This is a genomic window from Haladaptatus pallidirubidus (genome assembly GCF_020700235.1).
GTDB classification, from domain to species: domain Archaea; phylum Halobacteriota; class Halobacteria; order Halobacteriales; family Haladaptataceae; genus Haladaptatus; species Haladaptatus pallidirubidus.
The window spans coordinates 3,787,796-3,809,541 of sequence record NZ_CP085301.1 but is presented as its reverse complement, the minus strand read 5'-3'; the positions used below and the strand labels follow the sequence as shown (position 1 = coordinate 3,809,541).

Below are 21,746 nucleotides of genomic sequence, written 5' to 3'. Positions count from 1 at the left end.
GCCGGTGGAAGAGAGCCGCCGTGGCCGCAGAAAGTATCACCATCGAAAAGGATTTTACTCCACTGTCGGAATGCCAAGAAAGTGACGTTTCCGAACCTCCCGGGGAAACTGGATGCGGAACCGCTCATCACGCCGCAGGAGCATTCCGAATACAGGCAATCGAAGACCGATTCGACGATGGAGCAGCCGCCGGAAGCGGTCATCCTCTGTTACAGTCGAGGATTGATGGACTACTTCGTGGAAACCTACGACGGAGAGGAGGTGGGCCACTACTACGGCTCACTCTACGTTTTCGACGATACACAACGCTCCGTCGGCGTCCTCGGACGGTTCGGAATCGGCGCACCGACGACCGCGATGTTGATGGAGGAACTCATCGTCGACGGTGTCGAAGCGTTTCTCTCGATAGGAATCGCGGGCAGTTTGGACGACTCCATCGAGATGGGCGAGTTCGTCGTCTGTGACGAGGCCATCCGCGACGAAGGAACGTCGCATCACTACGTCGAATCGGAAAGGTACGCACGCGCCAGCGAATCGCTCACGGCGCAAACGAGAGAATTACTGCGCGAGCGCGACGAACCGTTCCACGTCGGCCCCTCGTGGACGACCGACGCGATATATCGAGAGACGAAACTGGAAATCGAGCGGTACGCCGAGGACGGCGTTCTCACCGTGGAAATGGAAGCGTCGGCGGTGTTCGCAGTTGCCGACCACCGCGGCGTAGAAGCGGGGTCGATGTTCGTCATCAGCGACTATCTCGGCCCGTCGGAGTGGGAACCAAAATTCCATATGACGGAAGCGGATATGCACCGTCTCGGCGACACTGCGAGGGACGTGTTGACGACCTATCTAAGCCGAGGGTGACGTGTTTCGACGTGCGCTGCTTTATGACGGAATTTCCGATCATCAGAAATCTCGAAACGTTTATGAAAGTATAGTTGTATTTTGGCGACATGTCCTCTCCTGTTTCCGAGGCGAACACGAACGTCGACGGCAAACAATTGGTTGTCGCGTTCATACTAGCCGACATCGTAGGAGCCACCGCTGGCTATCTGCTCCATTCACCGTTAGGACTCGAACCGATAATGGGGGCCGTCTATGGGCTCGTCGCGGCGAACGCTCCGGTCTCGCTTTGGATGACGATGCAGATTCGCAGTTAAAACGGCTGCTTCGAATGAAAGTTATTTTCTTGATAAAATTGAAGAAATCAAGCGCGATGCCTGCCGGACGAATTTTGATGGTGCGTGATAAACGCGGAGTATGGTCGAAACCTACGTGGTTGCGCTCACGTTCCTCGGACTAATCGTCCTCGCGGCCACCGTACTTCCCGAGTTGCTCGGGGGGTACGCCGTTTCTGTTCCTGTCGCGTATTTGGGTATCGGAGCGGTCGCGTTTTCGCTTCCGCTCGGACTACCGAACCCCGACCCGCTGACTCACAGCAAACTCGCGGAGCGACTCGCCGAGTTCGTGGTTATCGTCTCGTTGATGAGTGCCGGGCTGAAAATCGACCGACCGTTTTCGGTCAGCGAGTGGAGTTCGACGTGGCGCTTGCTCGTGATAACGATGCCGGTGACGATCGCCGGTGCGGCGATAGCAGGGTGGTGGGTGCTCGGCGTCGTTCCCGCCACGGCGATGTTGCTCGGTGCGGTCATCGCTCCGACGGATCCGGTTCTCGCGTCGGACGTTCAAGTCGGGCCACCCGGTGAAGGCGAACACGCGATGAGCGACCAATCGGTCGAACAGGATCACGAACACGAGGTTCGTTTCACCCTCACCTCGGAGGCCGGGTTGAACGACGGACTTGCGTTTCCGTTTACGTATGTGGCTATCTCCATCGCGACCGCTGGACTCGCACCGTCTCGGTGGTTCGTTGACTGGTTAGTCGTGGACGTGGCCTACAAAATCGTCGTGGGAGCTGTCGCGGGACTGCTTCTCGGGTGGATTCTGGCCGGACTGCTATTTTACTTCTCACCGTCCACGAAGCTCGCTAGCACGGTAGAAGGCGCGGAAGCGCTGGCGGGAACGCTCCTCATTTACGGACTCACGGAACTGGCTCAAGGATACGGATTTATCGCCGTTTTCGTCGGCGCGCTGGTCATTCGGCATCGGGAGCGAACCCACGAGTACAATCGCGCGCTCCACGACTTCGCGGAGCTCATCGAACGTTTGACGATGGCCGTGTTGTTGGCACTATTCGGCGGAGCGATTGCGACAGGTCTCCTCGGCCATCTCACGCTTCCTGCCGTTGCCCTCGGACTCGGTCTCGTCTTCCTCCTCCGACCGTTCGCCGGACTGCTGGGGTTGGCGGGGACGAAAATCGAGTTCGCAGAACGTGGAGTAATTTCCTTTTTCGGCATCCGCGGCGTCGGGTCGTTTTTCTATCTCGCCTACGCTCTCAACGAAGCGACCTTTTCCGACGCTCGACTGTTGTGGTCGCTCGTCGGATTCGTGGTACTCGTTTCGGTCGTCGTCCACGGCACGCTCGCAACGCCCGCAATGGAGAAATTATCTCGCCGAGGACAGGCCTAACGGTTCGATGGTCGGGGTGAAAGCTTCGGACATCAAACTCGGTTACCGTCGTATCGGTACCGTCGTACTGGCGCGAATCCACGCCCGTTGGTTGTTAGGGTCGTAGAACATCGCTACGATTCCGTGCTCGTCTTCGTATTCGCTGTATTCTATCGTGTTCGGTTGTCGGTTGGTCATTCTCGGGGATTGATTGTTCGGGTGTGATTCCACAGGTCTCGGCAGTGAGAACTACAGAACGGATACAGGTGAAACGAACCGTCGGCGTCAGTCTCGGCGAGTACCGGGTGCCACGACTCGATTTCGATGGCGTCACCGCAGTTCGTACAGACGGGGTCGCCACCGGGCCTCTCTGGGCTGTTCTCCGCTATCCGCGGGTCGTTCATCGTCATTCGTCAGCGAGTTCGACCGTTCCGTCGCTAAGGACGTGGACGCGGTATCCGTCGAGCGAGAACTCGACGCGCCCGTGTCTGGTTCCGTGGTGAAAGAGTCCGTCGAGCGCGTCCGGGTCGATAACGTCGTACAAGCACGTTTCGAACTCGGTCGCATCGCTGTAGCCCGCTTTCTCCATGATGGCGGAGAGAACGACTAAACTCGGTCGTTCTCTCCGCCGACCGTCAGGCCGTTGCCGCACGTCTGTTCTCATGATTACTATGATGGACTCTCCGGCAAAGGCCCTTCCAGCTAGATTGAACGCCTCGGAAAATAGCGGCATCTATCTACCTAGACGCTACTTTCGAGCAGTTGGGAGAGCAGTTTTCGCTCCGCGGCGCGCAGGTGGTGTTGGAACGTCGGCTGTGATATACCGAGCGAGCGTCCGACCTCCTCGCCGGTGCTCTTTCGCGGCGAATCGAAAAAGCCGCTGTAGTAGGCGGTTTCCAACGTCTCCCGTTGCCGGTTGGTTAGAGTTTCCGTAAGTGCAACGTCGAAATTGCCGGTGGTTACGGCCCGTTCGCGCTGGCGGCGGCTCCGGAGTTCGATTCCGGGGAATCGTCGTTGCAGCACTTCGACGAAGGTTCGAATGTCGGCGTTCGCCGGAAGTCGGGCGACGACACGCGCGGGGAGGTCGTCCACGAGGAACGTCTCGGGAACTGCGCCGTGGTCGAGAAGCGTTCCGATGAAACTCGAATCCGTGAGCGTCGCCGAAAACAGCGCGGTGCTGTTTCGGTCGCTGACGTGTTCTATGTCGATGATTTCGAGCGAACGAGAGGCGACTGCTTGCACCTCTTCGACCGTGGCATCTCGGACCGTAAAGAAGGTTTTTACCCCCCCGTTGGGTTCCGAGACGACGCCCATGAACTCGACGCTGCCACCGGTTTCGCGTTTGATAGAGATGAAGACGATGGAGGAATCGATCACGTCGAATTGAAGTTCGATCACGTCGCCGCCAACGAGCGCTTTCTTGCTCTCGACGGCGTTGATGGCGAAGGCGACCGTCTGGCTCACGTCGTCGAGAACCGCACGTTCGAGTTCGTCGAACGTTCCTCGTCGGTCGGAGTAAACGGTGAGGACGCCGTACACGGCGTCCTCGTAGCGAAGTGGGAGCGCGCAGGCAGAGCGATAGCCGCGTTTGAGCGCCTCGCGCCGCCACTGTTCCGACGGTGGGTCGCGGAGAACGTCCTGGACGACCTGCGCTCGCCCCGTCCGTACCGCAATTCCCGTCAGATCGGTCGAGGCCACATCGTCCGGTGAGACGGAGATCGCGTCGAGAAAGCCGCGACCGATACCCGCCGATTCGCGGGGAACCACTGCTTTCGGCCCGGGGTCGTTTTCGCCGACCCACGCGAACCGATACGGACCACCGCTCGCCAATCTGGTACACACCGCTCGTTCGATTTCGTCCCGACTTCGCGCCTCCACGAGCGCCCGGTCGATACGCCGAATCCCTTCGTTCAACTCGTTCAATCGTTCGAGCGCGGCGTTCTGGCGACGGAGCGTTGCTTCCTGTTCGCGCAAGGTTCGCTCCCTGTTTGCTCGACCAAGCGCAGATTCGACCGCCGCCGAACAGAGTTCCGCGATGTCGAGTGCGGATTCGTCTTCGGCTTTCGTGACGAAGACGCCGTGATTGCCGAGCGGCAGGACGGCGATTCCCTCCTCGAACTTCGGTTCGTTCTCGATGAACGACTGCCACGCGGGACCATCGCGGCTTTCGACGTCAAGCAGTTCGTTGGCGTTCGAGTCGTCGATACCCGTCCCGTTCCGATATTCACCCGCGCGAATCCGCAGCGCTCGTTCGGTTTCGTCGTACAGCGCGATGAGCGTCTTCGGAAGGTCGAGTACGCCCTCCGCCCCGTCAACAGCGATTTCACACACTTCATCCGTCGTTTCAGTCTCCAGTAGGACGCGAGTGAGGTCGGATAAGGCGGCCAGAACCTGTTCGTGTCGCTCTCGTTTCGTCACGTCTATTGCCACACCGACAACCCGTTGTACGCTCCCGAAATCGTCCACGACCGGCTGGTAGACGACTTCGAATGAACGGTCGCCAACCCGAGCTTTGGAGTGAACTCGTTCGCCGGAGAGCGCACGATTGCAGTCCACCACGATGTCGGGAAACTCGCCGTAACGGTCGAACACCGATTCACCGACCACTTCGTCCTCGGCGAGTCCGAGACCCGCCAGTCCACGCCCCTCGGAGAGCGTGAACGTTCCATCTTTATCGAAGACGAAAAGAACGAGCGGGACGTTCTGGACGATTGTCTGATACCGTTCGACTTGAAGCTCGCGTTCCTTACGATTCGTAATGTTCAAATGCGCGACGACGACGTATGGCTTGTCACCGGTCTTCGTCCCCGTTGCAGACAGCAGAAACCAGCGCCGTTCCGTCGGCGAATGACACGGATATTCGAGCGACAACTTGCTGCGTTCTCCGGCAAGAATTTCCCGAATGCCCTTCGCCGCCTCGTTTGCCGTCGGTTCGACGGCGGAATCACAAACGTCGAGGTAGCTGCTGCCGAGCGTCGTCGTCGAAAGGCCGTTTTCACGGCCGAACTCCTCCCACGTCCGGTTTGTCGCCACCACGACGCCTCGTTCGTCGAGAACGGCGACGTTCACCGGAAGCGTATCGAGCGCGAGTCGGTCGATGTCGATGTGACTCACGGTGTCTTCCCTTTTCCCCATAGTCGTCGGAGAGCGGTTGGTCACCGACGGATAAAACGGTAGTGCCGAGGTATGCAGGGTGTACGCCTGTTCTGATAGACGGTGACCGTCCCTCGACTACTCGTGATACGCCGTAACCAGTTCGTCCAACGATTCGTGGTGTTCCGTGGTGTGCGGCGCGGTCAGCGGCGAGACGCTCACTCGGCCTTCGAACACGGCTCTGCGGTCGGTCCCGTCCGGATCGGGGAGCGTTTCGTCGTCCATCTGCTCCCACGTCAAATCGTGGAGGGTGACGACGCCGCCGTCGTTCGTCGCGTTCATGTCGTACACGTGCGAGGGCCGCGTGACTTCCATTGTCGCGGGTTCGTCGCCCGGCAAGGGTGCGTTGACGTTCAGGTATTCGGCCTGTTCGAACACGCCCGCGTCGAGCGAGCGTTCGGCGAGAAAGGTCGTTGCACGTACCGCTTCCTCGTACTCTTCTTTCGTCGTGTCGTGCGGCCACATGTAGTTCGGAACGTGGAGCGAGACGGCGATTGCGGGAACGTCGAAAAAGGCGGCTTCGACGGCGGCGCTGACGGTTCCCGAGCGACCGAGGACGTAGGCTCCAAGATTCGCGCCGTTGTTACACCCCGAGACGACGATGTCCGGGTACGGGCCAAGTTCGGTCAATCCCGCGACGACGCAGTCGGTTGGAGTCCCCGTGATGGCGTAGCCGATTTCGTGCTCTTCGACCTCCACTTCGTAGGACATCGCCCGGCCGACCGCGCTCTGGTCGGTGGCAGGGGCGACGGTGGTCACGTTGCCGACTTCCTGTAGCGCGTCGTACAGCGCGCGGATGCCGGGACTGTCGATACCGTCGTCGTTCGTCAGGAGAATTTCCGGAGAGTCGCTCATGAAAAGGGGGTCGGAACGGGAGCGCAAAAATCCTCCGTTCGGTTAACAATTACGCTAGCCAGCGCACCGTGCCGCCGAGAAGTCAAAGGGACGCCACGGCGAACGCCGACCACTTCAGCACCGCGCGAGAGGTCGTCGGGCCGCCCGGTACCTTCGATACTTGCGAGACGAAAAAGACCCGACGACGCCGAACGAAAGGAGGTGATCCGTCGAAAATGAGTGACGCCGACCGCAGTGAGGGCGCCGCCGACTCCCGGTATCAGGAACAAACAGGCGAGTCCGACGGCGAACAGAATGGCGGGACAGGGGGTTCGAAAATAGTCGCTCACGCGATTCCCGCCGAATAGCGCCACAACCGGCCCGTTACCGCCAGCAGAACGGTCGTGGTGCGGGCGCGAACAGCAAGACGGTATCGCTAACGCTGCAACGAGGATAATTCCCACGGTTGCGATGAGAAGAACGGTTGCCGCGGTGAGCGAAGGGACCTGCAAAGACGAAAATCAGTGAGACGACCGACGGCAAATGCAGAATACGTTCAGCAAAATACTTTCGAGCGCCATCGATTTCATATTCACATCGTTATACAATAACAGAATGATAATTAATAAACCACGTGGATTTATGCCGTGTGGTTTCCTCTGTCTAGGTGGCTATGGCGGAGGGAAACGTCACCGACGCGCGAACACTGGAACTCAACTACGAATACGCCCAGCGGAACGTGGACGTACTGTCCATCTGGTTCGAGTGCAAGCCGCGAAAGACCGTTGAACTGCTGGCAGAGAACAACATCCCGTTATCACCGAACGATGAAGGGAAGTTCGGTTCTTACTACAACTACGTCAGAGAAGTCGTGGAAACGAATTGAGTTATAGGCGGTCAACGATCGTCTTCTCGTCGACCACGAGATTGTACGCACCTTCGTCCTCGTTCCACAGAACCAGCACTTCCTCGAACGAAACGAGACCCCCGTACGCCGCCTCACGAAGTGCGCGGTTGAGTGCCGTTTCCTTCGTCAACACCGCAAAGTGACCGACGTTCTCGCTCCCGTCGCTGATTTTGAACAGCTCGTTTCTCCCGTCCTCCGACAGCGAGTGACTGAGTTTCACCGCGACGAGATTCACGCGCTCCGTGACGTGTCGTTCCATCTCCGCCATCTTCGCCGACCGGGATTTGTCGGCTGTGAACTCGCGTCGTCTGATTCCGTCGGTTCGAAGGATGACGTGCGAGTACTGCACGTCCACGTTGACGAACTCGCCGTCGCCTCGGTCGTCCGCCCCGCCGTCCTCGCTTTCGTCCCTGTCCTCGCTCCCGTCCAACCGACGCTGAAACGCCGGAATTTCCAAATCCGGTTTCACGTCGAACGACCATCCGCGGTCGCTCGGTTCCTCGCTCGGCCAGAGGCGGAGCGTCGGCGAATACACAGTCGTCCGGTCGGAAACGCTCCGTTCGACCTCCCGAAGGCCGATGCTGGCGTTTTTATCCGCCGGGGCGATGGCGACCATCGCCCCGTCGTCGGCGAGATAGTCGAGATATTTTTCCACGACTGTCTCGGGGTCGTCCACCTCGGTCAACACGTTGGCGAACAGGACGATGTCGTACTCCCCGTCCGGTTCGAACGCCTCGGCCGTCTCCCGATGCGTCGTCGCGTCGAAGCTCTCCCGCGTTTCCTCCGTCATCGCGGCAAACACCTCTACGGCGTCGCTCGGTTCGACGGCGTGATACTCAACCAAACTGTCCTCGGGGTAGAAATCGTGCAGACCGAGCGCGGGGCCGCCGACCCCGGCACCGACGTCCAACACGCGCAATTTTTTGGAGAGCAGACCGCGTTCCGCGAGTTCCGAGAGAACGTACTGAACCGCGGCGTAGTAGTCCGGCAGGTGGTAGATAGCGTAGCCGAGCGCGACTCGATAATCGTACTCCACCGAATTCTGCGCGAAGTAATCCTCCTTCAGTCGGCGAATCGTCTCGCGCAACTGCGCTCCCGATTCGCCGTCTGGCCATCCGACGCCGAACTCCCCGACGAGCAGATCTTCGAGTTTCCTGCTGTACTGTTCCGGAAACGATTCGACGCCGCGGAACTCCGGAGCAATCGGCTCCTCGGAAACTGGTTCGAAGGCCCCGTCGTCGCGTTCGACGAGGGCGAGGTCGAGCGACTGTTCGCGGAGCACCTGCCGGACGACAGCTGGATGGGGTTGTCCTTCGATGTACTCCGCGATTTCCTCCGGGTCGATTGGGCGCACGTCGCGGAGGTAGAGCGCGTTCGAGCGCACCTGTTCGCGCTGGTCGGAGTTCATCGTTTCTCCTCGGCGCGCGTTTCGGTCTTCGCTTTTGCCTTTCGATACAGTCGCTCGAACTCGGTCGGGTCTGCGTCCGTGAGTTCCTGGGCCGCGACTGCAACGTCTTCCGCACCATCGAACGCCTCCTGAATATCGGCGTAGACGCGCGAATCACCGTCTGTCACTTGCGCCGTGAGGTCCGCGAGGCAGTCGTAAACGGGCGTTCGGAGTCCCTCCGGAACCGAATTCGCCGAGAGCGCGAAGGCGAGAATCGCGGTGTGCGCGCCCGCCTGCACGGTCGTCATCGCCTCGTCGTGTTCCTCCGGCGTCGTCTCGACCAGCGTGTTGCCGCGCGATTCGAGGGCCGAGAGGAGGTTGTCTGTCGTCGGGCCGGATTCGTCCGCGACGACGGCCACGTTTCCGGGCGCGTTGTCGGGGGCGAAGAGAGGGTGGAGGCTTACCCGTTCTTTGCCGGGTGCGTGGTCGGCCATCGCGGAAACCGGTTCCGCCATCACGCCGGTCAGGTCGAGGATTGCTCGTTCCGCTTTTCCAGCGTGGTCTTCGATTGCCTCTTCGACTGCGAGCAGGGGCACCGCCAAACAGACCGCGTCGAACGTTTCCGACGTGTCCAGTTCGACCGCCTTCCCGCCGAGTTCGTTTGCGGCACGCTCCGCCACCGCCGGATCTGCGTCGGTAAATGCGAGGTCGCGGTTCGTCGCCTCGGCGAACCAGCGACCCATCGCGCCCGCGCCGACGACGAGTACGTTCATTGCATCCGGTTTGGCGCGGTTCGCCCAAAAGAGGTTCGTTTGTCCGGGTGCGTCAGCGCGACAGCACCGCTTTTTCCGGCGGTTCGACGGCACCGATTTGTTCGATCAGCCCCAGCGCGTCGTCGTTGACGTACATCGCTTTGAGTTTGCCGTCCTCCAGGTGGTTGACGAGGATTCCGGTTATTTCGATGTTCGCGTGTGTCGGCTCGACGCCCAGTAACTCGCCGTCGTGAGTCGCCCGCGTCGTGTATCGAATCGTCACCGCGTCGTCCACGGCGATCATCTCGTCTACCGTCATCTCGATGTCGGAAAAGGCGTCTCGGAACGTTTCGGCCTGTTTGCGGTATCCATCTGCCCCGCGACCTGGCTCGCCGAGCATCGGATTGTGGTAAACGAAGTCGTCGCTGACGAGGTCGGTAATTACATCGAGATTTCCACCGCTGTTCCATACCGCTTTGACATCCCGGAAGGCAATCGCCTCGTTGTTCGCTGTTATTGTACTCATTGTTCTTCCCCCAAGTGACGATACACAGACAGAGACGGTAAACGAAAACTATCGTTCAGATGGAAGCGGGCGGCGGCGAGCAATATCTACTGGTTCAACGGTGCTACTGATTCCACTTTAATCCGACTTATTTCGTACATTTGGTGGGACAATAGGAAAGACGGGAAACACGCGACCTTACCGTTCGGTTCTCTCGTCTTCTCTCATCGGTGAACCGTGCTCACGCGGCGAGATTCGTCTAAAGTCTAAAATAGGGTCGTTCGGTTACTCCTCGTACTCGTCCATCTCCGGCAGCTCGACGACGCCAAGTTGAACGAACATTCCCAGTTCGTCGGAAACGTCGTGGCGCTCCCGTATTTTCCCGTCTTCGACGCGGTCGATGAGGATACCCGTCATTTCGATTCTCTCGTCCGTCGGTTCGATGCCCATCATCTCGCCGCTGTGGGTTCCCCGCACGGTGTACCGAACCGCCACCTTATCGTCCGACGGAACCACGTCCGCCACGGTCATTTCGAGGTCGGTGAAGATGTTTCGAACTTCCTCGGCCATCTCTCGGTATTCGCCCCGACCGCGCATGTCCATCGTAGGGGTGTGGTAGACCACGTCCTCCGCGACGAGGTCGTCGATGACGCCGAGGTCACCGTCGCCGTTCCATACTTCCTCGATTTCTCGAATTACAACCGCCTCGTTGTCCGCGGTTCTAATGCTCATTGTTTTATCTCTCCGCAGACGAGGGACGCGGCGCAGGGGAATAAACGAAAACTATCGTTCAGGCGGAAACGGTCGCAGGATGGTTGGAAATGGGGGGTGGTTCGGTAGGGTATACCGGTTTTGATGCAACGTTTGTAATCGGTCGGAAAACGGGGAATTTTAAAGAAGAGACGCCATTGGACGTTGCTGTCTGGATCGATCGGCTTTCTTAACGGAGAGACCGAATATCACCCGCGTTTCGCCGGATGGTCGGCCGTCAGATACCGCCGACCGACGAGGTTCTCCCGAAGCGTCTCACCTTCGTACCCCTCGCGCACTAAACCGCGTTTTTCGAGTTCGGGGACGACCAAATCGACGAAATCCCGGAGCGTTCCGGGGCGGACGATTTCCTTGAGATTGAACCCCGTAACTCCCGTTTCGTCGCGCCACGCTTCCAATTCGTCCGCGACCTGCTCCGGCGACCCGACGACGACGGGCGATGTGGAACCGAGGCCGCAGAACTCCGCCACGTCGCGCACGGTCCAGTCGCGCTCCGGAGCGTGTTTGGTCAGGGCGTTGACCGCGCCCTGAATCGCCTCGGTTTCGATGTGCTCGATCGGTTGGTCGGGCGCGAGTTCCGAGAAATCCAAATCCATGAAGCCGCCGAGCAGAGTCAGGGTCGCCTCGGTATCGACGTTCTCGCGGTACTTCTCGTACTTCGCCTGCGCGATTTCCTCTGTTTCGCCTACGATCGGCGCGATTCCGGCGAAGAAGGCGAGTTCGTCGCCGTTTCGACCCGCTTCGTTCGCGCGTTCTCGCACGTCCTCGACGTAGCTTTCGACGGCCTCCGTCGTGGGTTGGCTGACGAAGAGCGCTTCGGCGTTGTTCGCCGCGAAGTTCCGTCCGCGTTCGGACGACCCGGCTTGGTAGAGAACCGGGGTGCGCTGTGGCGACGGTTCGCAACTATGTGGGCCGGGAACCGAGAAATGCTCGCCCTCGTAGTCGATGGCGTGGACTTTCTCCGGGTCGGTGTACGTTCCCGCTTCCACGTCTCGAACCACCGCGTCGTCATCCCAACTGTCCTCCCACAGTCGGTAGCAGACCCGCATGAACTCCTCAGCGCGATCGTAGCGCGCGTCATGTTCCATTCGCTCCTCCAGTCCGAGGTTTGCCGCCGCGCTTTCGAGGTACGACGTAACCACGTTGAAGGCGACTCGTCCGTCGGTGATGTGGTCGAGTGTCGAGAACTCCCGAGCGAGTTGATAGGGGTGGACGTAGGTCGTCGAGCGCGTCACCGCGAAGCCGAGATCGTCCGTAACGCTGGCCATTGCCGGAATCAGCAGTTCCGGGTCGTTCGCCGGGGTTTGGATAGCCTTCTCGATTGCAGTGTCCCGATTGCCACCGTACACGTCGTAGATTCCCCGCACGTCGGCGAAGAATACGGCGTCGAACTTTCCGCGTTCGGCGAGTCGGGCGACCTCCTGCCAGTAGTCCACGTCGGTGTAGCGGTGGGATTGGTCGCCCGGCGTGCGCCAGTTGCCCGCCGTAACGTGTTCCACCGCGTTCATCGTGAACAGGTTGAAATGGATATTTTCGTCGCTCATTGGTACTCGTTGGTGGATATTGCGTATCCGGAGAGCAAATCAGAGGGGAAGGCGGCGACCTTCTCCGTCATCTAGGTTGGGTCGAAATGCGTCGTGATGAGGGTTTGTTGGGGTGGTTTGTGTATCTCTGGTTTGGAAGTGGTAATTGCTTGTATCTGCTTTTTCCGGTTCAGTTGTTGTTTCCGAGTCGCTAGCTGTTGCCGACTCCAAACGAAGCCTGCGAAAGACGGTGTCTTTCGCGGCCCTGAAAAACTTCGATTTTCTCCGGCCCTCGTTCGCTCCTGCGTCGCTCACTCGCCCTTCATCCACTGTCAGAGACAAGCTTTTCGGTGCTCTCGCTCGCTTCGCTCACGAGGACACCAAGGAACCGCAACCGCCCACATGACTCCCCAACCGACTGTGCTTCTCGGCCACGGGCCTGCGATGCCTGCGACCGTGGCCCGCAGGTCAGCAAGATGCGTCGCGTCTTGCAAGCCTCGTCCCTCGCACGCCTTCGCTGACGAGCCTCCGGGCGTTCTGCCGTCCGGCTCGCACCAGCACGCCCCACACAGCTTGATTGGTCAGCCGAATGGTTGTGCCAGCGCGTTCGCGCGAGGGGTGAGCGTCAGCGAACACCGAGGGCACCCCCGCGCTGGCGGGGAGGAGTGGGGAAACTGCGGTTTCGGGGCGGAGGCGGCCGTTTGTTGTCTGGAATTACGGAAAATACCGAAGAAAACAGCACAACAGAATCAGAAACCGATTCAAAAACTGCGTCAAAAAATACCAAAGCCACTGCTAGCAGGAGCAGTAGTAATCGCCGGACCCAAACTCGGTTTTCATCAGCCGATACGCCGGGGCGACGTCACTCGGACGATACACGCCGGTCGTCAAATCGTCCACGTCCTCGAACCCGCCGGATAACAACGACTCCCACTGCGATTCTCCGAGGACGTCCGAGAAAGCGGCATCGTTTGCGAGCAATTTCAAGTAATCCGCCAGATAGACCCATGTCGCGTCGTGCGTCGCGCCAACTCCAAAGTCCTCACCGACCGTCTCGGCGTAGGCGGCCCCCGGCAGGTCGGCCCCGGCCTGTACTGGGAGACTAATCCACTTCCACGGGCGGGTGTTGATATCTAACAGAACGTACTCCTCGCGCGATTGGTCGTAGACGAACTCGGATTCGCTGATGCCGTAGTAGCCCGTTTCCGAAAGAATCGATAGCGCGCGCTCCTCGATTTCCGGTTGGTCGGCCCGCCGAACCAGACAGGACGTGCCGAACTCCTGGGGGTAGCGAACACGCGCGTTGCCGACGAAGGTGACCGGGTCGCCCCCCTGCGGGACGTAGGACGCGAGCGAGCAGTCTTTGCCGACCGCGATGTCAACCTTTTCCTGCGCCATGACGTTGATTCCGGCGTCTTCTGCCATCGCCACCACGTCTAAAAACTCCTCTTCGTCGGCGACTTCGATGACGTTCGTACCGACGGCTTCCTCGAACTCGCGTTTGAGCGCGGGTTTGACGACGAACGGGAATTCGAGGTTCTCGATTGCTTTCTTCGGGTCGGTGTCCGCCATTCGGTACGTTTCCGGATAGGGAACGCCGAGTTCCTCGGCTTTCTCGTACAGCGATTCCTTGTTCAGCACGGCGTCGATGGTTTCTCGGCCAGCGAAGGGAAGGCGGACGCCCTCCGGCTCGGTTCCGGCGAAGGCGTGCACCCATTCGTCCATGCAGGGGAACGCGACGGGTTCGTGTGCCAATTCGTCCGCGAGGGCTTCCACGTCCTCGCGGAATCCGTCGCGATCGTCTAACGGGTAGGTTACCTGCCCCGCGAAATCCACGGCGTCGGAGTACGGCGCGACGCCCTTGCCGTTTCTGTCGATGGCGATAATCGGAACGTCGTGCGCGGTGAGTGCGCGGGCGACGCTCAGACCGGTTACGTGTGCGTTGCAAACGATTGCTGGCGGCCTGTCGAAAGTCGTCTCAGCCAGCGCCTGACGAAGCCCGTCGAACGAGCGAAATTCCTCGGTCATGGAGGGAATTTTCGGAGCAGGCGCTAAAGCGTGTTCGACTGGGCGAGGTTCACCGGTATCTCGGAGGTTTCGGGGTGGTATCGCGTCTCGTGGAATCTCCCTGTCGAGTGTTGTCAACACGATAAATGGATTGAATAGCGATGGTACGAGAGTGGTATTGTGTCACGAACTCGCGTCGCTCTGACATTCTTCTTCCTTGCGGCCATCTGGGGTAGTTCGTTCGCCGCGATTCGCGTCGGTCTTTTGGCGATGCCACCGGTGTTGTTCGCGGCACTTCGATTTTATCTCGCTGGTGCGGTGATGCTACTGTATGCAGTCCATTCCCGATCGCGCTGGCGGCCACGCGGCGAGGACTGGAGAACTGTCGCGGTCGGCGCGCTGTTTTTCATCGCGGCCCATCACGCCTTCCTCTTCGTCGGCGAGCAGTACGTTACCAGCGCAGTTGCCGGCGTCATCATCAGCCTCGACCCCGTGCTGGCGGCGGGATTTGCGGGCCTCCTGCTTCCCGACGAGCGACTGTCGAGGGTCGGTATCGTGGGACTTCTTTTCGGTCTTCTCGGGGCAGGCATCGTTGCCAATCCTACTCCGGAAAATCTGTTCAGGGCCGACGTTCGCGGCGTAGTCCTGGTGTTTCTCGCCGCTGTGGCGTTCGCCCTCGGTGCAGTGCTCACTCGCCGATTTCGGACCGACCTTCCGGCGGTTTCGATGCAGGCGTGGATGATGCTGGTCGGAGCGGTCGTACTCCACGCTATCAGCCTCGCCCTTCCGAGTGAACGATTGTCGAACGTGGAGTGGACGACGGACGCCATTCTCGCACTCGGATATCTCGCCTTCGTCGCTGGCGGCGTCGGCTTCCTGCTCTACTTCTCCCTGCTCGACGAAATCGGCCCCGTCGAAATCAATCTGGTCGGCTACGTCGCTCCCGTGTTCGCCGGATTCTCGGGATGGTTGGTTCTCGACGAATCGATACAAGAGACTACCGTGCTGGGATTTATGGTTATTTTAGTCGGATTTGCCCTTCTCAAACGGCGGGCGCTCCGGGACGCACTGTAACCATCCGGTCTCGCACTCCCGTTTCGGCCTCAATTCCTCCTGTTTGTTCCGTCACTAATTCCACGGTGCCCTGTCGGGATCGACGAGTCGCTCCTCTCGGTCGATAGCGTCTATCTTCTCTATATCCTCCTCGTCGAGTTCGACGCCCAGACTGCGCCAATTTTCCTGAATGTGTTCCCGCCCGGTCGCCTTCGGAATGGTGGTAACGCCCTTTTCGCGGCACCACGCGAGGCTGACCTGCGTCGGAGTGGCGTCGTGTTTTTCCGCGACCGCCCGCAGCTCCGGAATGTCGGCCACGTCGCCGCGAGCGATGGGAGAGTAAGCGACGAGTTCCACATCGACATCGTCCTGCGCGCAGAACTCTCGGAGGTCGTTCTGCTGAAGCATGGGGTGCATCTCGACTTGATTGGCGAAAATCGGTTCCTCCGCGGTTTCGACCGCTTCTTGCAGGAGTTCCACCGTGAAGTTGCTCACTCCGATTTCGCGTATCAACCCTTCCTCCCGGAGTTCCGCGAAGGCTTCGAGGGTGTCGTCCGCTTCGTACTCGCCGGTCGGCCAGTGAACGTAAAGCAGATCGACGTAGTCCAGTCCGAGTCGTTCGAGGCTCTCTTCCGCGCTCGTGAGGACGTGGTCGAAATCCAAGTTCTCGGGGCTGACTTTCGTCGCCACGAACAGTTCATCGCGAGATACATCGGATTCGGCGATGGCGTCGCCCACCGCGGACTCGTTGTCGTATCCTTCGGCGGTGTCGATGTGCCGATAGCCGGTTTCGATGGCGGTTTTCACGCTTTCGACGCACTGGTCGTAATCCTCCAACTCGTAGGTTCCGAATCCGAACATCGGCATGCCGTGGGTTACGGGTGCGGAGAAAGCGGTTACTTCGGACGCCGATTCGTCTCGATTCGATTCCGCCTGTTCGGCTTTGCTGTCTCGTTCAGTCTGACTTTCCTGCTCGTCCTGTTCACCGCGTTCCTTCTGTTCGTTTTCGCGTTCTAACGCCTTCTCTACGGCGTCTGGTACCTCGATTTCAGAGGGCTTCATCCCCATTTCATCCACTACGGGCGTTCCCTCCGAACGCTTTCCGAACAGGTAACCGAACGCGAACGCCGCGCCGATCGGGAGTACGCGCCGGAGGACGCTCGTCACGCCCCTCGTTTGCTCCGCATCAGACTCGTCCGTATCCGATTTTCTATCGTCCATGAAAACGCAGTCGCGGGAGGGACACTTTTCGGTTGTGGCGGATTCGGTTCAAAACTCGAAACGGCGATTCGACCGAAAACTCAGCCCACGACGAGTTCGATCGGATAGTCGGTGAGGTTCTCGTAGCCGTCCTCCGTGACGACGACCAAATCCTCGATTCGGACGCCGCCGACCTCGGGGTCGTACAAACCAGGTTCGATGGTGATGACGTGGCCCGGTTTCAGTTCGCCGCCAGCGGGGCTCACTTTCGGATATTCGTGAACGTCCAAGCCGATGCCGTGACCCGTGCTGTGGATGAATCCGGTTTCCGTGTTCGGGTCGCTTCGAAGCGTTTCGTAGCCCGCGTTCTCGTACACGTCGCAGACGGCGTCGTGAACTTCTTCGCCCGTCACGCCCGGTTCGACCGCTTCGAGAGCTGCGTCGAACGCCTCGTGCGTGAGGTTGTAGCGCGCGCGGATTTTGTCGGAGGGTTCACCCTTGACGAACGTCCGGGTCATGTCGGCGTGGTACTTGCTCGCCTTGTCGCGCGGGAAGATGTCCACGATAATCGCTTCATTCGCTTTCAGCGGTCCGCTTCCCCGATTGTGGGGGTCTGCCGCGTCCGACCCGCAGGCGACGATGGTCTCGTCCAGCGCGGCCCCGTGGCGCAGGAGCGTCACCTCGATTTCCTCCTTCACGCGCTCGCTGATCAACACCTCGCCGTCGTGGTGGAGGATGCCGTTTTCGACCGTCGCGGCGGAAAGGAGGTCTTCTGCGGCCCGCATGGATACCTCGTTGGCTTTCTGTGCAACCCGGACGTGTTCGATTTCCTCGTCCGTCTTCGTCGCGCGAATCTCGGTGATGACGGCGGTTTCCTCGGGCGTGACTGAAACACCCGCGTCGCGGAGACCGTCGGCGATACCGACCGGGAAGCGCGTGGGGACGGCCACCGATTCGACGCCGCGGTCGGAGAGAAATTCGACAAGAATGCGGTTCTCCGCCCCTTCAGGGCCGTATTCGGCGATTTTTTCGTAGTAGTCGTACTCCGACGTTCGCGTGACCGTTTCCGCGTCACTCTCTTTTTTCGCCCGCCCGTATTCGAGGCTGGAGACGAGCAGGTGGACGCCGTTCGCGTAGAGCGTCGTGAAGGCGTCCGGCGCGTCGAATCCGGAGAGGTACAACTGGTCAGGGTCGGAGGATGCCGCGTCGATGAGGAATCCGTCCACGCCCATCGAATCGAGCGCGGAATCCAGCGCCGAGAGGTTTTTTGCCATGTATTCCGCGACAGACGCAAGCAGTAAAACGATGTCGGAGACTGGGTGTTCGGTACGGGATTTGTTTTCGGGGGTGTCTCTCGAATCGTCTCGAACTGGATCGTCAGTAGGCTCTGAAATTCGTTCCGAAAGCGAGTTTGCAAGTCGTGATCACCTAGCGCCAAACCGGCATTCACCTCAATTGCCCAAAATAAATCCAGATGCAATACAGTTCGATTGGAGTCGGCAACTGCTGACGACACGACGGAAATTACAACGTTTCGAGAACCAACCCAAAAACCCACGAAATCACGACCCCCACGAAAACCACTCTAAAACTCGTCAACCTGTGCACACGCCTACCATTGACGCTCGAAAAACGAAATCCCCGAAAGAAAAATCGACAGAATGAGGTAACCCTCCCGAATAGAGTTCCGCAAGAATGTTCGACAAGGTTCTCGTCGCCAACCGCGGGGAAATCGCGGTTCGCGTCATGCGCGCCTGCAAAGAGCTCGGAATCGACACCGTCGCGGTTTACAGCGACGCCGACCGAAACGCGGGGCACGTCCGCTACGCCGACGAGGCGTACAACATCGGCCCGGCGCGGGCGGCCGACTCCTACCTCGACCACGAGGCCGTCATCGACGCCGCGGAAAAGTCCGGCGCGGACGCCATCCACCCGGGGTACGGCTTCCTCGCGGAGAACGCCGAGTTCGCCGCGAAAGTCGAGGAAACGGAGGGCGTAACGTGGGTCGGCCCGACCAGCCACTCGATGGAACAGTTGGGCGAGAAGACGAAAGCCCGCAAAGTGATGCAGGAAGCCGACGTGCCAATCGTTCCGGGAACCACCGACCCCGTCACGGAAGCGGCGGACGTCCACGAATTCGGCGAGGAGTACGGCTACCCCATCGCCATCAAAGCGGAAGGCGGCGGCGGCGGCAGAGGGATGAAGGTCGTCCGAACCGAGGACGAAGTCGAAGATCAGCTCGAATCCGCCCAGCGCGAGGGCGAAGCGTACTTCGACAACGATTCGGTCTACCTCGAACGCTACCTCGAACAGCCGCGACACATCGAGGTGCAGATTATCGCCGACCAGCAGGGCAACGTCCGCCACCTCGGCGAGCGCGACTGTTCGCTCCAGCGCCGCCACCAGAAAGTTATCGAGGAGGGACCGTCGCCCGCGCTCTCGGATGCGCTCCGGGAGGAAATCGGGGAGGCGGCCCGACAGGGCGTCAAAGCCTCCGACTACGTCAACGCCGGAACCGTGGAGTTCCTCGTGGAGGACGGCGAGTTCTTCTTCCTCGAAGTGAACACCCGGATTCAGGTCGAACACTGCGTTACGGAGGAACTGACGGGCATCGACATCGTGAAATGGCAACTCCGCGTCGCCGCGGGCGACGAACTCGACTTCGCGCAGGAGGACGTGGAACTGGAAGGTCACGCGATGGAGTTCCGCATCAACGCCGAAAACGCGGCCCAAGACTTCGCACCGGCCCGAAGCGGGTCACTCGACGTGTACGACCCGCCGGGTGGCGTCGGCGTCCGTTTGGACGATTCGCTCCGACAGGGAGACGACCTCGTGACGGATTACGATTCGATGATTGCGAAGCTCATCGTCCACGGTTCCGACCGCGAGGAGTGTCTCGCCCGAGGACGCCGCGCGCTCGCGGAGTACGACATCGAGGGGGTCGTCACCATCATCCCGTTCCACCGCGTCATGCTCGAAGACGAGAAATTCGTCGCGGGCGAGCACACGACGAAGTATCTGGACGAGGAACTGGACGACGAACGAGTCCAAGAAGCCCAAGAGAAATGGGGGTCGGCAGAATCGTCCGGCGACGACGAGGACGTCGTCGAACGCGAATTCACGGTCGAAGTCAACGGCAAGCGATTCGAGGTCAATCTGGAACAGCGCGGCGAAGTCGCGGCGATTCCAGCAAACGACAACTCCGGCGGCCAGAAGCCGAAACCGGCGGACGGAAGCAGCGGCGGTAGTGAAACCGTCGTGGATGCCGAGGGTGAGACGGTCAGCGCCGAGATGCAGGGGACGATTCTCGACGTAAAAGTCGAAGAGGGCGACGAAATCCAGTCCGGCGACGTGGTCTGCGTCCTCGAAGCCATGAAGATGGAAAACGACGTGGTCGCCTCCCGCGACGGCACTGTCACGCAAGTCGCGGTGAGCGAAGGCGAAAGCGTCGATATGGGCGACGTGCTCGTCGTGGTGGACTGAGGAAGCGCGACGACAGAAGCTATCCGGCCGGTCGGACACTTCGCGAGCTTTTTTCGCATCCGATTCCTACACGAACCATGGAAGACGGCCGGAGTTACCGCGTACTCGCCACACCCGACGAGGACACGCTTCGCTTGTTCGACCGAGAATCACACGAACAGATCGTTACCGCAACCGACGGTCACGACGCGCCGATTACCGACCTCCACCCGGGTTACTGCATCGACGCCGTACTCGATTGGACATCGACCGAACCGACGGTTCGGTCGTTGGAGATCCGACAGCCGACACTGTACGCCTTCGTAGACCACATCGACCCGGTTTTCGAGGCCGCACAGCAGGTGTGGCAAAACGCGCGCATGGCGGGCGATTCGATGAACAGTCGAGTGACCCGCAACACCGACAACGAGGTCAACGGCGTTCTCTACGTGTTCGCCGAGGACGACGTAGGTAACGTGTTCGAGACGTTCCGCGACGGCTCTCGTCCGCTCGACCCGCTGGTGGACAGGGTCAACGAACAAGAGGGTGACGACCCCCGAGAGGTGTTCGTTCTCCGACCCGAAAGCGAGGCGTTCGTCGTCGTCACCATCGCGCTCGAAAAAGGCGGTCGGTTCGCGGAGACGCTCCGGGAAACCTACCACTGTCCACGACCGGCAGAACCGCTCGCGTAAACGAAATCATTCTTGTCGAAACTCCCCTTACACAATCGCATGAACGACACGCGCCGCGCCGTTTTGGACGCCCTCGCCGACGGTCCGATGTCCGGCCCGGAACTCGCACGAACCCTCGACGTCTCCCGGAACGCGGTGTGGAAGCACGTCGAGGCGCTGCGGGAATCGGGATTCGAAATCGAAAGTACCGGCGACGGATATCGACTGGGTGAGATTCCGGAGTTCGGCCCCGCAGTCGAGTACGGACTGGACGCCCCGTTCGAAATCGAATATCACGACTCCGTCGGGAGCACGAACGACCGAGCGCGCGAAATTGCCGGAGAGGGTGCAAAACGAGCAGAAGAAGATATAGAGGACGTGGTCGTGTTGGCCGACGAGCAGGTGGGCGGTCGGGGACGGCTCGACCGCGAATGGGTCGGCCCGTCCGGGGGCGTCTGGTCGAGTCTCGTCCTCCGGCCGGATATTCCGCCGTCTCACGCACCGTTGTTGACGCTCGCCGCCGCGGTCGCCGTGACGCGAACCGCGCGGGAGGCGGGGGTTCCGGCGGAAATAAAGTGGCCGAACGACGTGTTGGTAAACGGCGAGAAACTCTGCGGCATCCTCACCGAGATGGAAGGTGAGGCGAACCGCGTCTCGTGGGTCATCGTCGGCATCGGCATCAACGTCAACATCGCGGGAGATGACTTACCGGAGGGTGCGACGAGTGTGCAGGAACAAGCCGAAACCGTCAATCGAAGAATATTCGTCCAGCGACTGCTGGAGGAGTTCGACGAACTGCGGACAGCTCCCGACAAAATACTGCCAGCGTGGCGCGAATATTCGGCAACGCTCGGTCGGCGAGTTCGTGTAGAGACGAGAAACGAGGACGTAGTCGGCGACGCAATCGACATCGAATCACCGGGCGTGCTCGTCGTGGACACCGAGGATGATGAAGTTCGGGTCCACGCGGGCGATTGTGAACACTTGCGCCCGGTGTGACTCGAAAGACGCGT

At 60.0% G+C, this 21,746-nt stretch carries 22 protein-coding genes; 9 read left to right on the top strand and 13 right to left on the bottom strand.

Going from position 1 to position 21,746, the window contains the following annotated elements:
• Positions 1-81 precede the first annotated feature (81 nt).
• The 3 genes from LIX15_RS20650 (at position 82) to LIX15_RS20640 (ending at position 2,529) form a co-directional block, all read left to right on the top strand.
• The gene (locus LIX15_RS20650) at positions 82-864 is read left to right on the top strand and encodes a nucleoside phosphorylase (protein ID WP_227775455.1); all 783 of its coding nucleotides are present in this window, start codon (positions 82-84) and stop codon (positions 862-864) included.
• Between the two features lie 89 nt (positions 865-953).
• Positions 954-1,160 (top strand): DUF8141 family membrane protein, encoded by a 207-nt coding sequence (locus LIX15_RS20645; RefSeq protein WP_227775454.1) that lies wholly within the window; start codon positions 954-956, stop codon positions 1,158-1,160.
• 100 nt (positions 1,161-1,260) lie between these two features.
• Positions 1,261-2,529 (top strand): cation:proton antiporter, encoded by a 1,269-nt coding sequence (locus tag LIX15_RS20640; protein WP_227775453.1) that lies wholly within the window; start codon positions 1,261-1,263, stop codon positions 2,527-2,529.
• Between the two features lie 42 nt (positions 2,530-2,571).
• On the opposite strand, the gene LIX15_RS32895 is transcribed toward LIX15_RS20640, so the two are convergent.
• The 5 genes from LIX15_RS32895 to surE form a co-directional block, all read right to left on the bottom strand.
• A complete protein-coding gene (locus tag LIX15_RS32895; RefSeq protein WP_265338391.1) occupies positions 2,572-2,706 on the bottom strand; it encodes a DUF7331 family protein in 135 nt (44 codons plus the stop codon).
• Positions 2,703-2,918, bottom strand: coding sequence for a DUF7576 family protein (locus LIX15_RS20635; protein WP_227775452.1), 216 nt, complete (start codon positions 2,916-2,918; stop codon positions 2,703-2,705). The genes LIX15_RS32895 and LIX15_RS20635 overlap by 4 nt, the downstream gene beginning before the upstream one ends.
• Positions 2,915-3,172, bottom strand: a complete 258-nt coding sequence (locus LIX15_RS20630) for a HalOD1 output domain-containing protein (RefSeq protein WP_227775451.1) — start codon at positions 3,170-3,172, stop codon at positions 2,915-2,917. The genes LIX15_RS20635 and LIX15_RS20630 overlap by 4 nt, the downstream gene beginning before the upstream one ends.
• Before the next feature lie 77 nt (positions 3,173-3,249).
• A complete protein-coding gene (locus tag LIX15_RS20625; protein ID WP_227775450.1) occupies positions 3,250-5,643 on the bottom strand; it encodes a bacterio-opsin activator domain-containing protein in 2,394 nt (797 codons plus the stop codon).
• 96 nt (positions 5,644-5,739) lie between these two features.
• Entirely contained in the window at positions 5,740-6,516 is a 777-nt protein-coding gene (gene surE, locus LIX15_RS20620) for a 5'/3'-nucleotidase SurE (protein WP_227775449.1), read from the bottom strand.
• Between the two features lie 68 nt (positions 6,517-6,584).
• On the opposite strand from surE, the gene LIX15_RS20615 reads away from it, so the two are divergent.
• Both LIX15_RS20615 and LIX15_RS20610 read left to right on the top strand, forming a co-directional pair.
• Entirely contained in the window at positions 6,585-6,863 is a 279-nt protein-coding gene (locus LIX15_RS20615) for a hypothetical protein (RefSeq protein ID WP_227775448.1), read from the top strand.
• Between the two features lie 305 nt (positions 6,864-7,168).
• The gene (locus tag LIX15_RS20610) at positions 7,169-7,381 is read left to right on the top strand and encodes a hypothetical protein (RefSeq protein WP_227775447.1); all 213 of its coding nucleotides are present in this window, start codon (positions 7,169-7,171) and stop codon (positions 7,379-7,381) included.
• A 1-nt stretch (position 7,382) separates the two neighbouring features.
• On the opposite strand, the gene LIX15_RS20605 is transcribed toward LIX15_RS20610, so the two are convergent.
• The 6 genes from LIX15_RS20605 to LIX15_RS20580 form a co-directional block, all read right to left on the bottom strand.
• Positions 7,383-8,810 carry a small ribosomal subunit Rsm22 family protein gene (locus LIX15_RS20605; RefSeq protein WP_227775446.1) on the bottom strand — a complete coding sequence of 476 codons (1,428 nt, stop codon included), beginning with the start codon at positions 8,808-8,810 and terminating at the stop codon, positions 7,383-7,385.
• A complete protein-coding gene (locus tag LIX15_RS20600) occupies positions 8,807-9,655 on the bottom strand; it encodes a prephenate dehydrogenase/arogenate dehydrogenase family protein (protein WP_345409686.1) in 849 nt (282 codons plus the stop codon). The genes LIX15_RS20605 and LIX15_RS20600 overlap by 4 nt, the downstream gene beginning before the upstream one ends.
• Complete coding sequence (locus tag LIX15_RS20595) at positions 9,615-10,067, bottom strand: ester cyclase (RefSeq protein WP_227775445.1); 453 nt, start codon at positions 10,065-10,067, stop codon at positions 9,615-9,617. Before LIX15_RS20595 ends, LIX15_RS20600 begins: the two co-directional genes overlap by 41 nt.
• 264 nt (positions 10,068-10,331) lie before the next feature.
• Complete coding sequence (locus LIX15_RS20590) at positions 10,332-10,778, bottom strand: ester cyclase (protein WP_227775444.1); 447 nt, start codon at positions 10,776-10,778, stop codon at positions 10,332-10,334.
• A gap of 227 nt (positions 10,779-11,005) precedes the next feature.
• Positions 11,006-12,361: an LLM class flavin-dependent oxidoreductase gene (locus LIX15_RS20585; RefSeq protein WP_227775443.1), complete on the bottom strand. Its 1,356-nt coding sequence runs from the start codon at positions 12,359-12,361 to the stop codon at positions 11,006-11,008.
• Positions 12,362-13,135: 774 nt separating this feature from the next.
• Positions 13,136-14,368, bottom strand: coding sequence for a carboxylate--amine ligase (locus LIX15_RS20580; RefSeq protein WP_227775442.1), 1,233 nt, complete (start codon positions 14,366-14,368; stop codon positions 13,136-13,138).
• A 159-nt stretch (positions 14,369-14,527) separates the two neighbouring features.
• Here LIX15_RS20580 and LIX15_RS20575 point away from each other — a divergent pair, with 159 nt between their 5' ends.
• Positions 14,528-15,421, top strand: a complete 894-nt coding sequence (locus LIX15_RS20575; RefSeq protein WP_227775441.1) for a DMT family transporter — start codon at positions 14,528-14,530, stop codon at positions 15,419-15,421.
• A 54-nt stretch (positions 15,422-15,475) separates the two neighbouring features.
• Here the strand turns inward: LIX15_RS20575 and LIX15_RS20570 are convergent, their stop codons facing one another.
• Both LIX15_RS20570 and LIX15_RS20565 read right to left on the bottom strand, forming a co-directional pair.
• A complete protein-coding gene (locus LIX15_RS20570) occupies positions 15,476-16,267 on the bottom strand; it encodes an aldo/keto reductase (protein ID WP_227776938.1) in 792 nt (263 codons plus the stop codon).
• A gap of 434 nt (positions 16,268-16,701) precedes the next feature.
• Entirely contained in the window at positions 16,702-17,874 is a 1,173-nt protein-coding gene (locus LIX15_RS20565) for a M24 family metallopeptidase (RefSeq protein ID WP_227775440.1), read from the bottom strand.
• A 421-nt stretch (positions 17,875-18,295) separates the two neighbouring features.
• On the opposite strand from LIX15_RS20565, the gene LIX15_RS20560 reads away from it, so the two are divergent.
• The 3 genes from LIX15_RS20560 (at position 18,296) to LIX15_RS20550 (ending at position 21,732) form a co-directional block, all read left to right on the top strand.
• A complete protein-coding gene (locus LIX15_RS20560; RefSeq protein WP_227775439.1) occupies positions 18,296-20,083 on the top strand; it encodes an acetyl-CoA carboxylase biotin carboxylase subunit in 1,788 nt (595 codons plus the stop codon).
• A 77-nt stretch (positions 20,084-20,160) separates the two neighbouring features.
• Positions 20,161-20,754, top strand: a complete 594-nt coding sequence (locus LIX15_RS20555) for a DUF6663 family protein (RefSeq protein ID WP_227775438.1) — start codon at positions 20,161-20,163, stop codon at positions 20,752-20,754.
• Between the two features lie 39 nt (positions 20,755-20,793).
• Complete coding sequence (locus tag LIX15_RS20550) at positions 20,794-21,732, top strand: biotin--[acetyl-CoA-carboxylase] ligase (RefSeq protein WP_227775437.1); 939 nt, start codon at positions 20,794-20,796, stop codon at positions 21,730-21,732.
• Positions 21,733-21,746 lie beyond the last annotated feature (14 nt).

Excerpts from the sequence above, each read along its gene's own strand:
- LIX15_RS20645 (WP_227775454.1), top strand. The coding sequence starts at position 954 with ATGTCCTCTCCTGTTTCCGAGGCGAACACGAACGTCGACGGCAAACAA.
- LIX15_RS20640 (WP_227775453.1), top strand. The coding sequence starts at position 1,261 with ATGGTCGAAACCTACGTGGTTGCGCTCACGTTCCTCGGACTAATCGTC.
- LIX15_RS32895 (WP_265338391.1), bottom strand. The coding sequence starts at position 2,706 with ATGACCAACCGACAACCGAACACGATAGAATACAGCGAATACGAAGAC.
- LIX15_RS20635 (WP_227775452.1), bottom strand. The coding sequence starts at position 2,918 with ATGACGATGAACGACCCGCGGATAGCGGAGAACAGCCCAGAGAGGCCC.
- LIX15_RS20630 (WP_227775451.1), bottom strand. The coding sequence starts at position 3,172 with ATGAGAACAGACGTGCGGCAACGGCCTGACGGTCGGCGGAGAGAACGA.
- LIX15_RS20625 (WP_227775450.1), bottom strand. The coding sequence starts at position 5,643 with ATGGGGAAAAGGGAAGACACCGTGAGTCACATCGACATCGACCGACTC.
- surE (WP_227775449.1), bottom strand. The coding sequence starts at position 6,516 with ATGAGCGACTCTCCGGAAATTCTCCTGACGAACGACGACGGTATCGAC.
- LIX15_RS20610 (WP_227775447.1), top strand. The coding sequence starts at position 7,169 with ATGGCGGAGGGAAACGTCACCGACGCGCGAACACTGGAACTCAACTAC.
- LIX15_RS20605 (WP_227775446.1), bottom strand. The coding sequence starts at position 8,810 with ATGAACTCCGACCAGCGCGAACAGGTGCGCTCGAACGCGCTCTACCTC.
- LIX15_RS20595 (WP_227775445.1), bottom strand. The coding sequence starts at position 10,067 with ATGAGTACAATAACAGCGAACAACGAGGCGATTGCCTTCCGGGATGTC.
- LIX15_RS20590 (WP_227775444.1), bottom strand. The coding sequence starts at position 10,778 with ATGAGCATTAGAACCGCGGACAACGAGGCGGTTGTAATTCGAGAAATC.
- LIX15_RS20585 (WP_227775443.1), bottom strand. The coding sequence starts at position 12,361 with ATGAGCGACGAAAATATCCATTTCAACCTGTTCACGATGAACGCGGTG.
- LIX15_RS20580 (WP_227775442.1), bottom strand. The coding sequence starts at position 14,368 with ATGACCGAGGAATTTCGCTCGTTCGACGGGCTTCGTCAGGCGCTGGCT.
- LIX15_RS20570 (WP_227776938.1), bottom strand. The coding sequence starts at position 16,267 with ATGCCGATGTTCGGATTCGGAACCTACGAGTTGGAGGATTACGACCAG.
- LIX15_RS20565 (WP_227775440.1), bottom strand. The coding sequence starts at position 17,874 with ATGGCAAAAAACCTCTCGGCGCTGGATTCCGCGCTCGATTCGATGGGC.
- LIX15_RS20560 (WP_227775439.1), top strand. The coding sequence starts at position 18,296 with ATGTTCGACAAGGTTCTCGTCGCCAACCGCGGGGAAATCGCGGTTCGC.
- LIX15_RS20555 (WP_227775438.1), top strand. The coding sequence starts at position 20,161 with ATGGAAGACGGCCGGAGTTACCGCGTACTCGCCACACCCGACGAGGAC.
- LIX15_RS20550 (WP_227775437.1), top strand. The coding sequence starts at position 20,794 with ATGAACGACACGCGCCGCGCCGTTTTGGACGCCCTCGCCGACGGTCCG.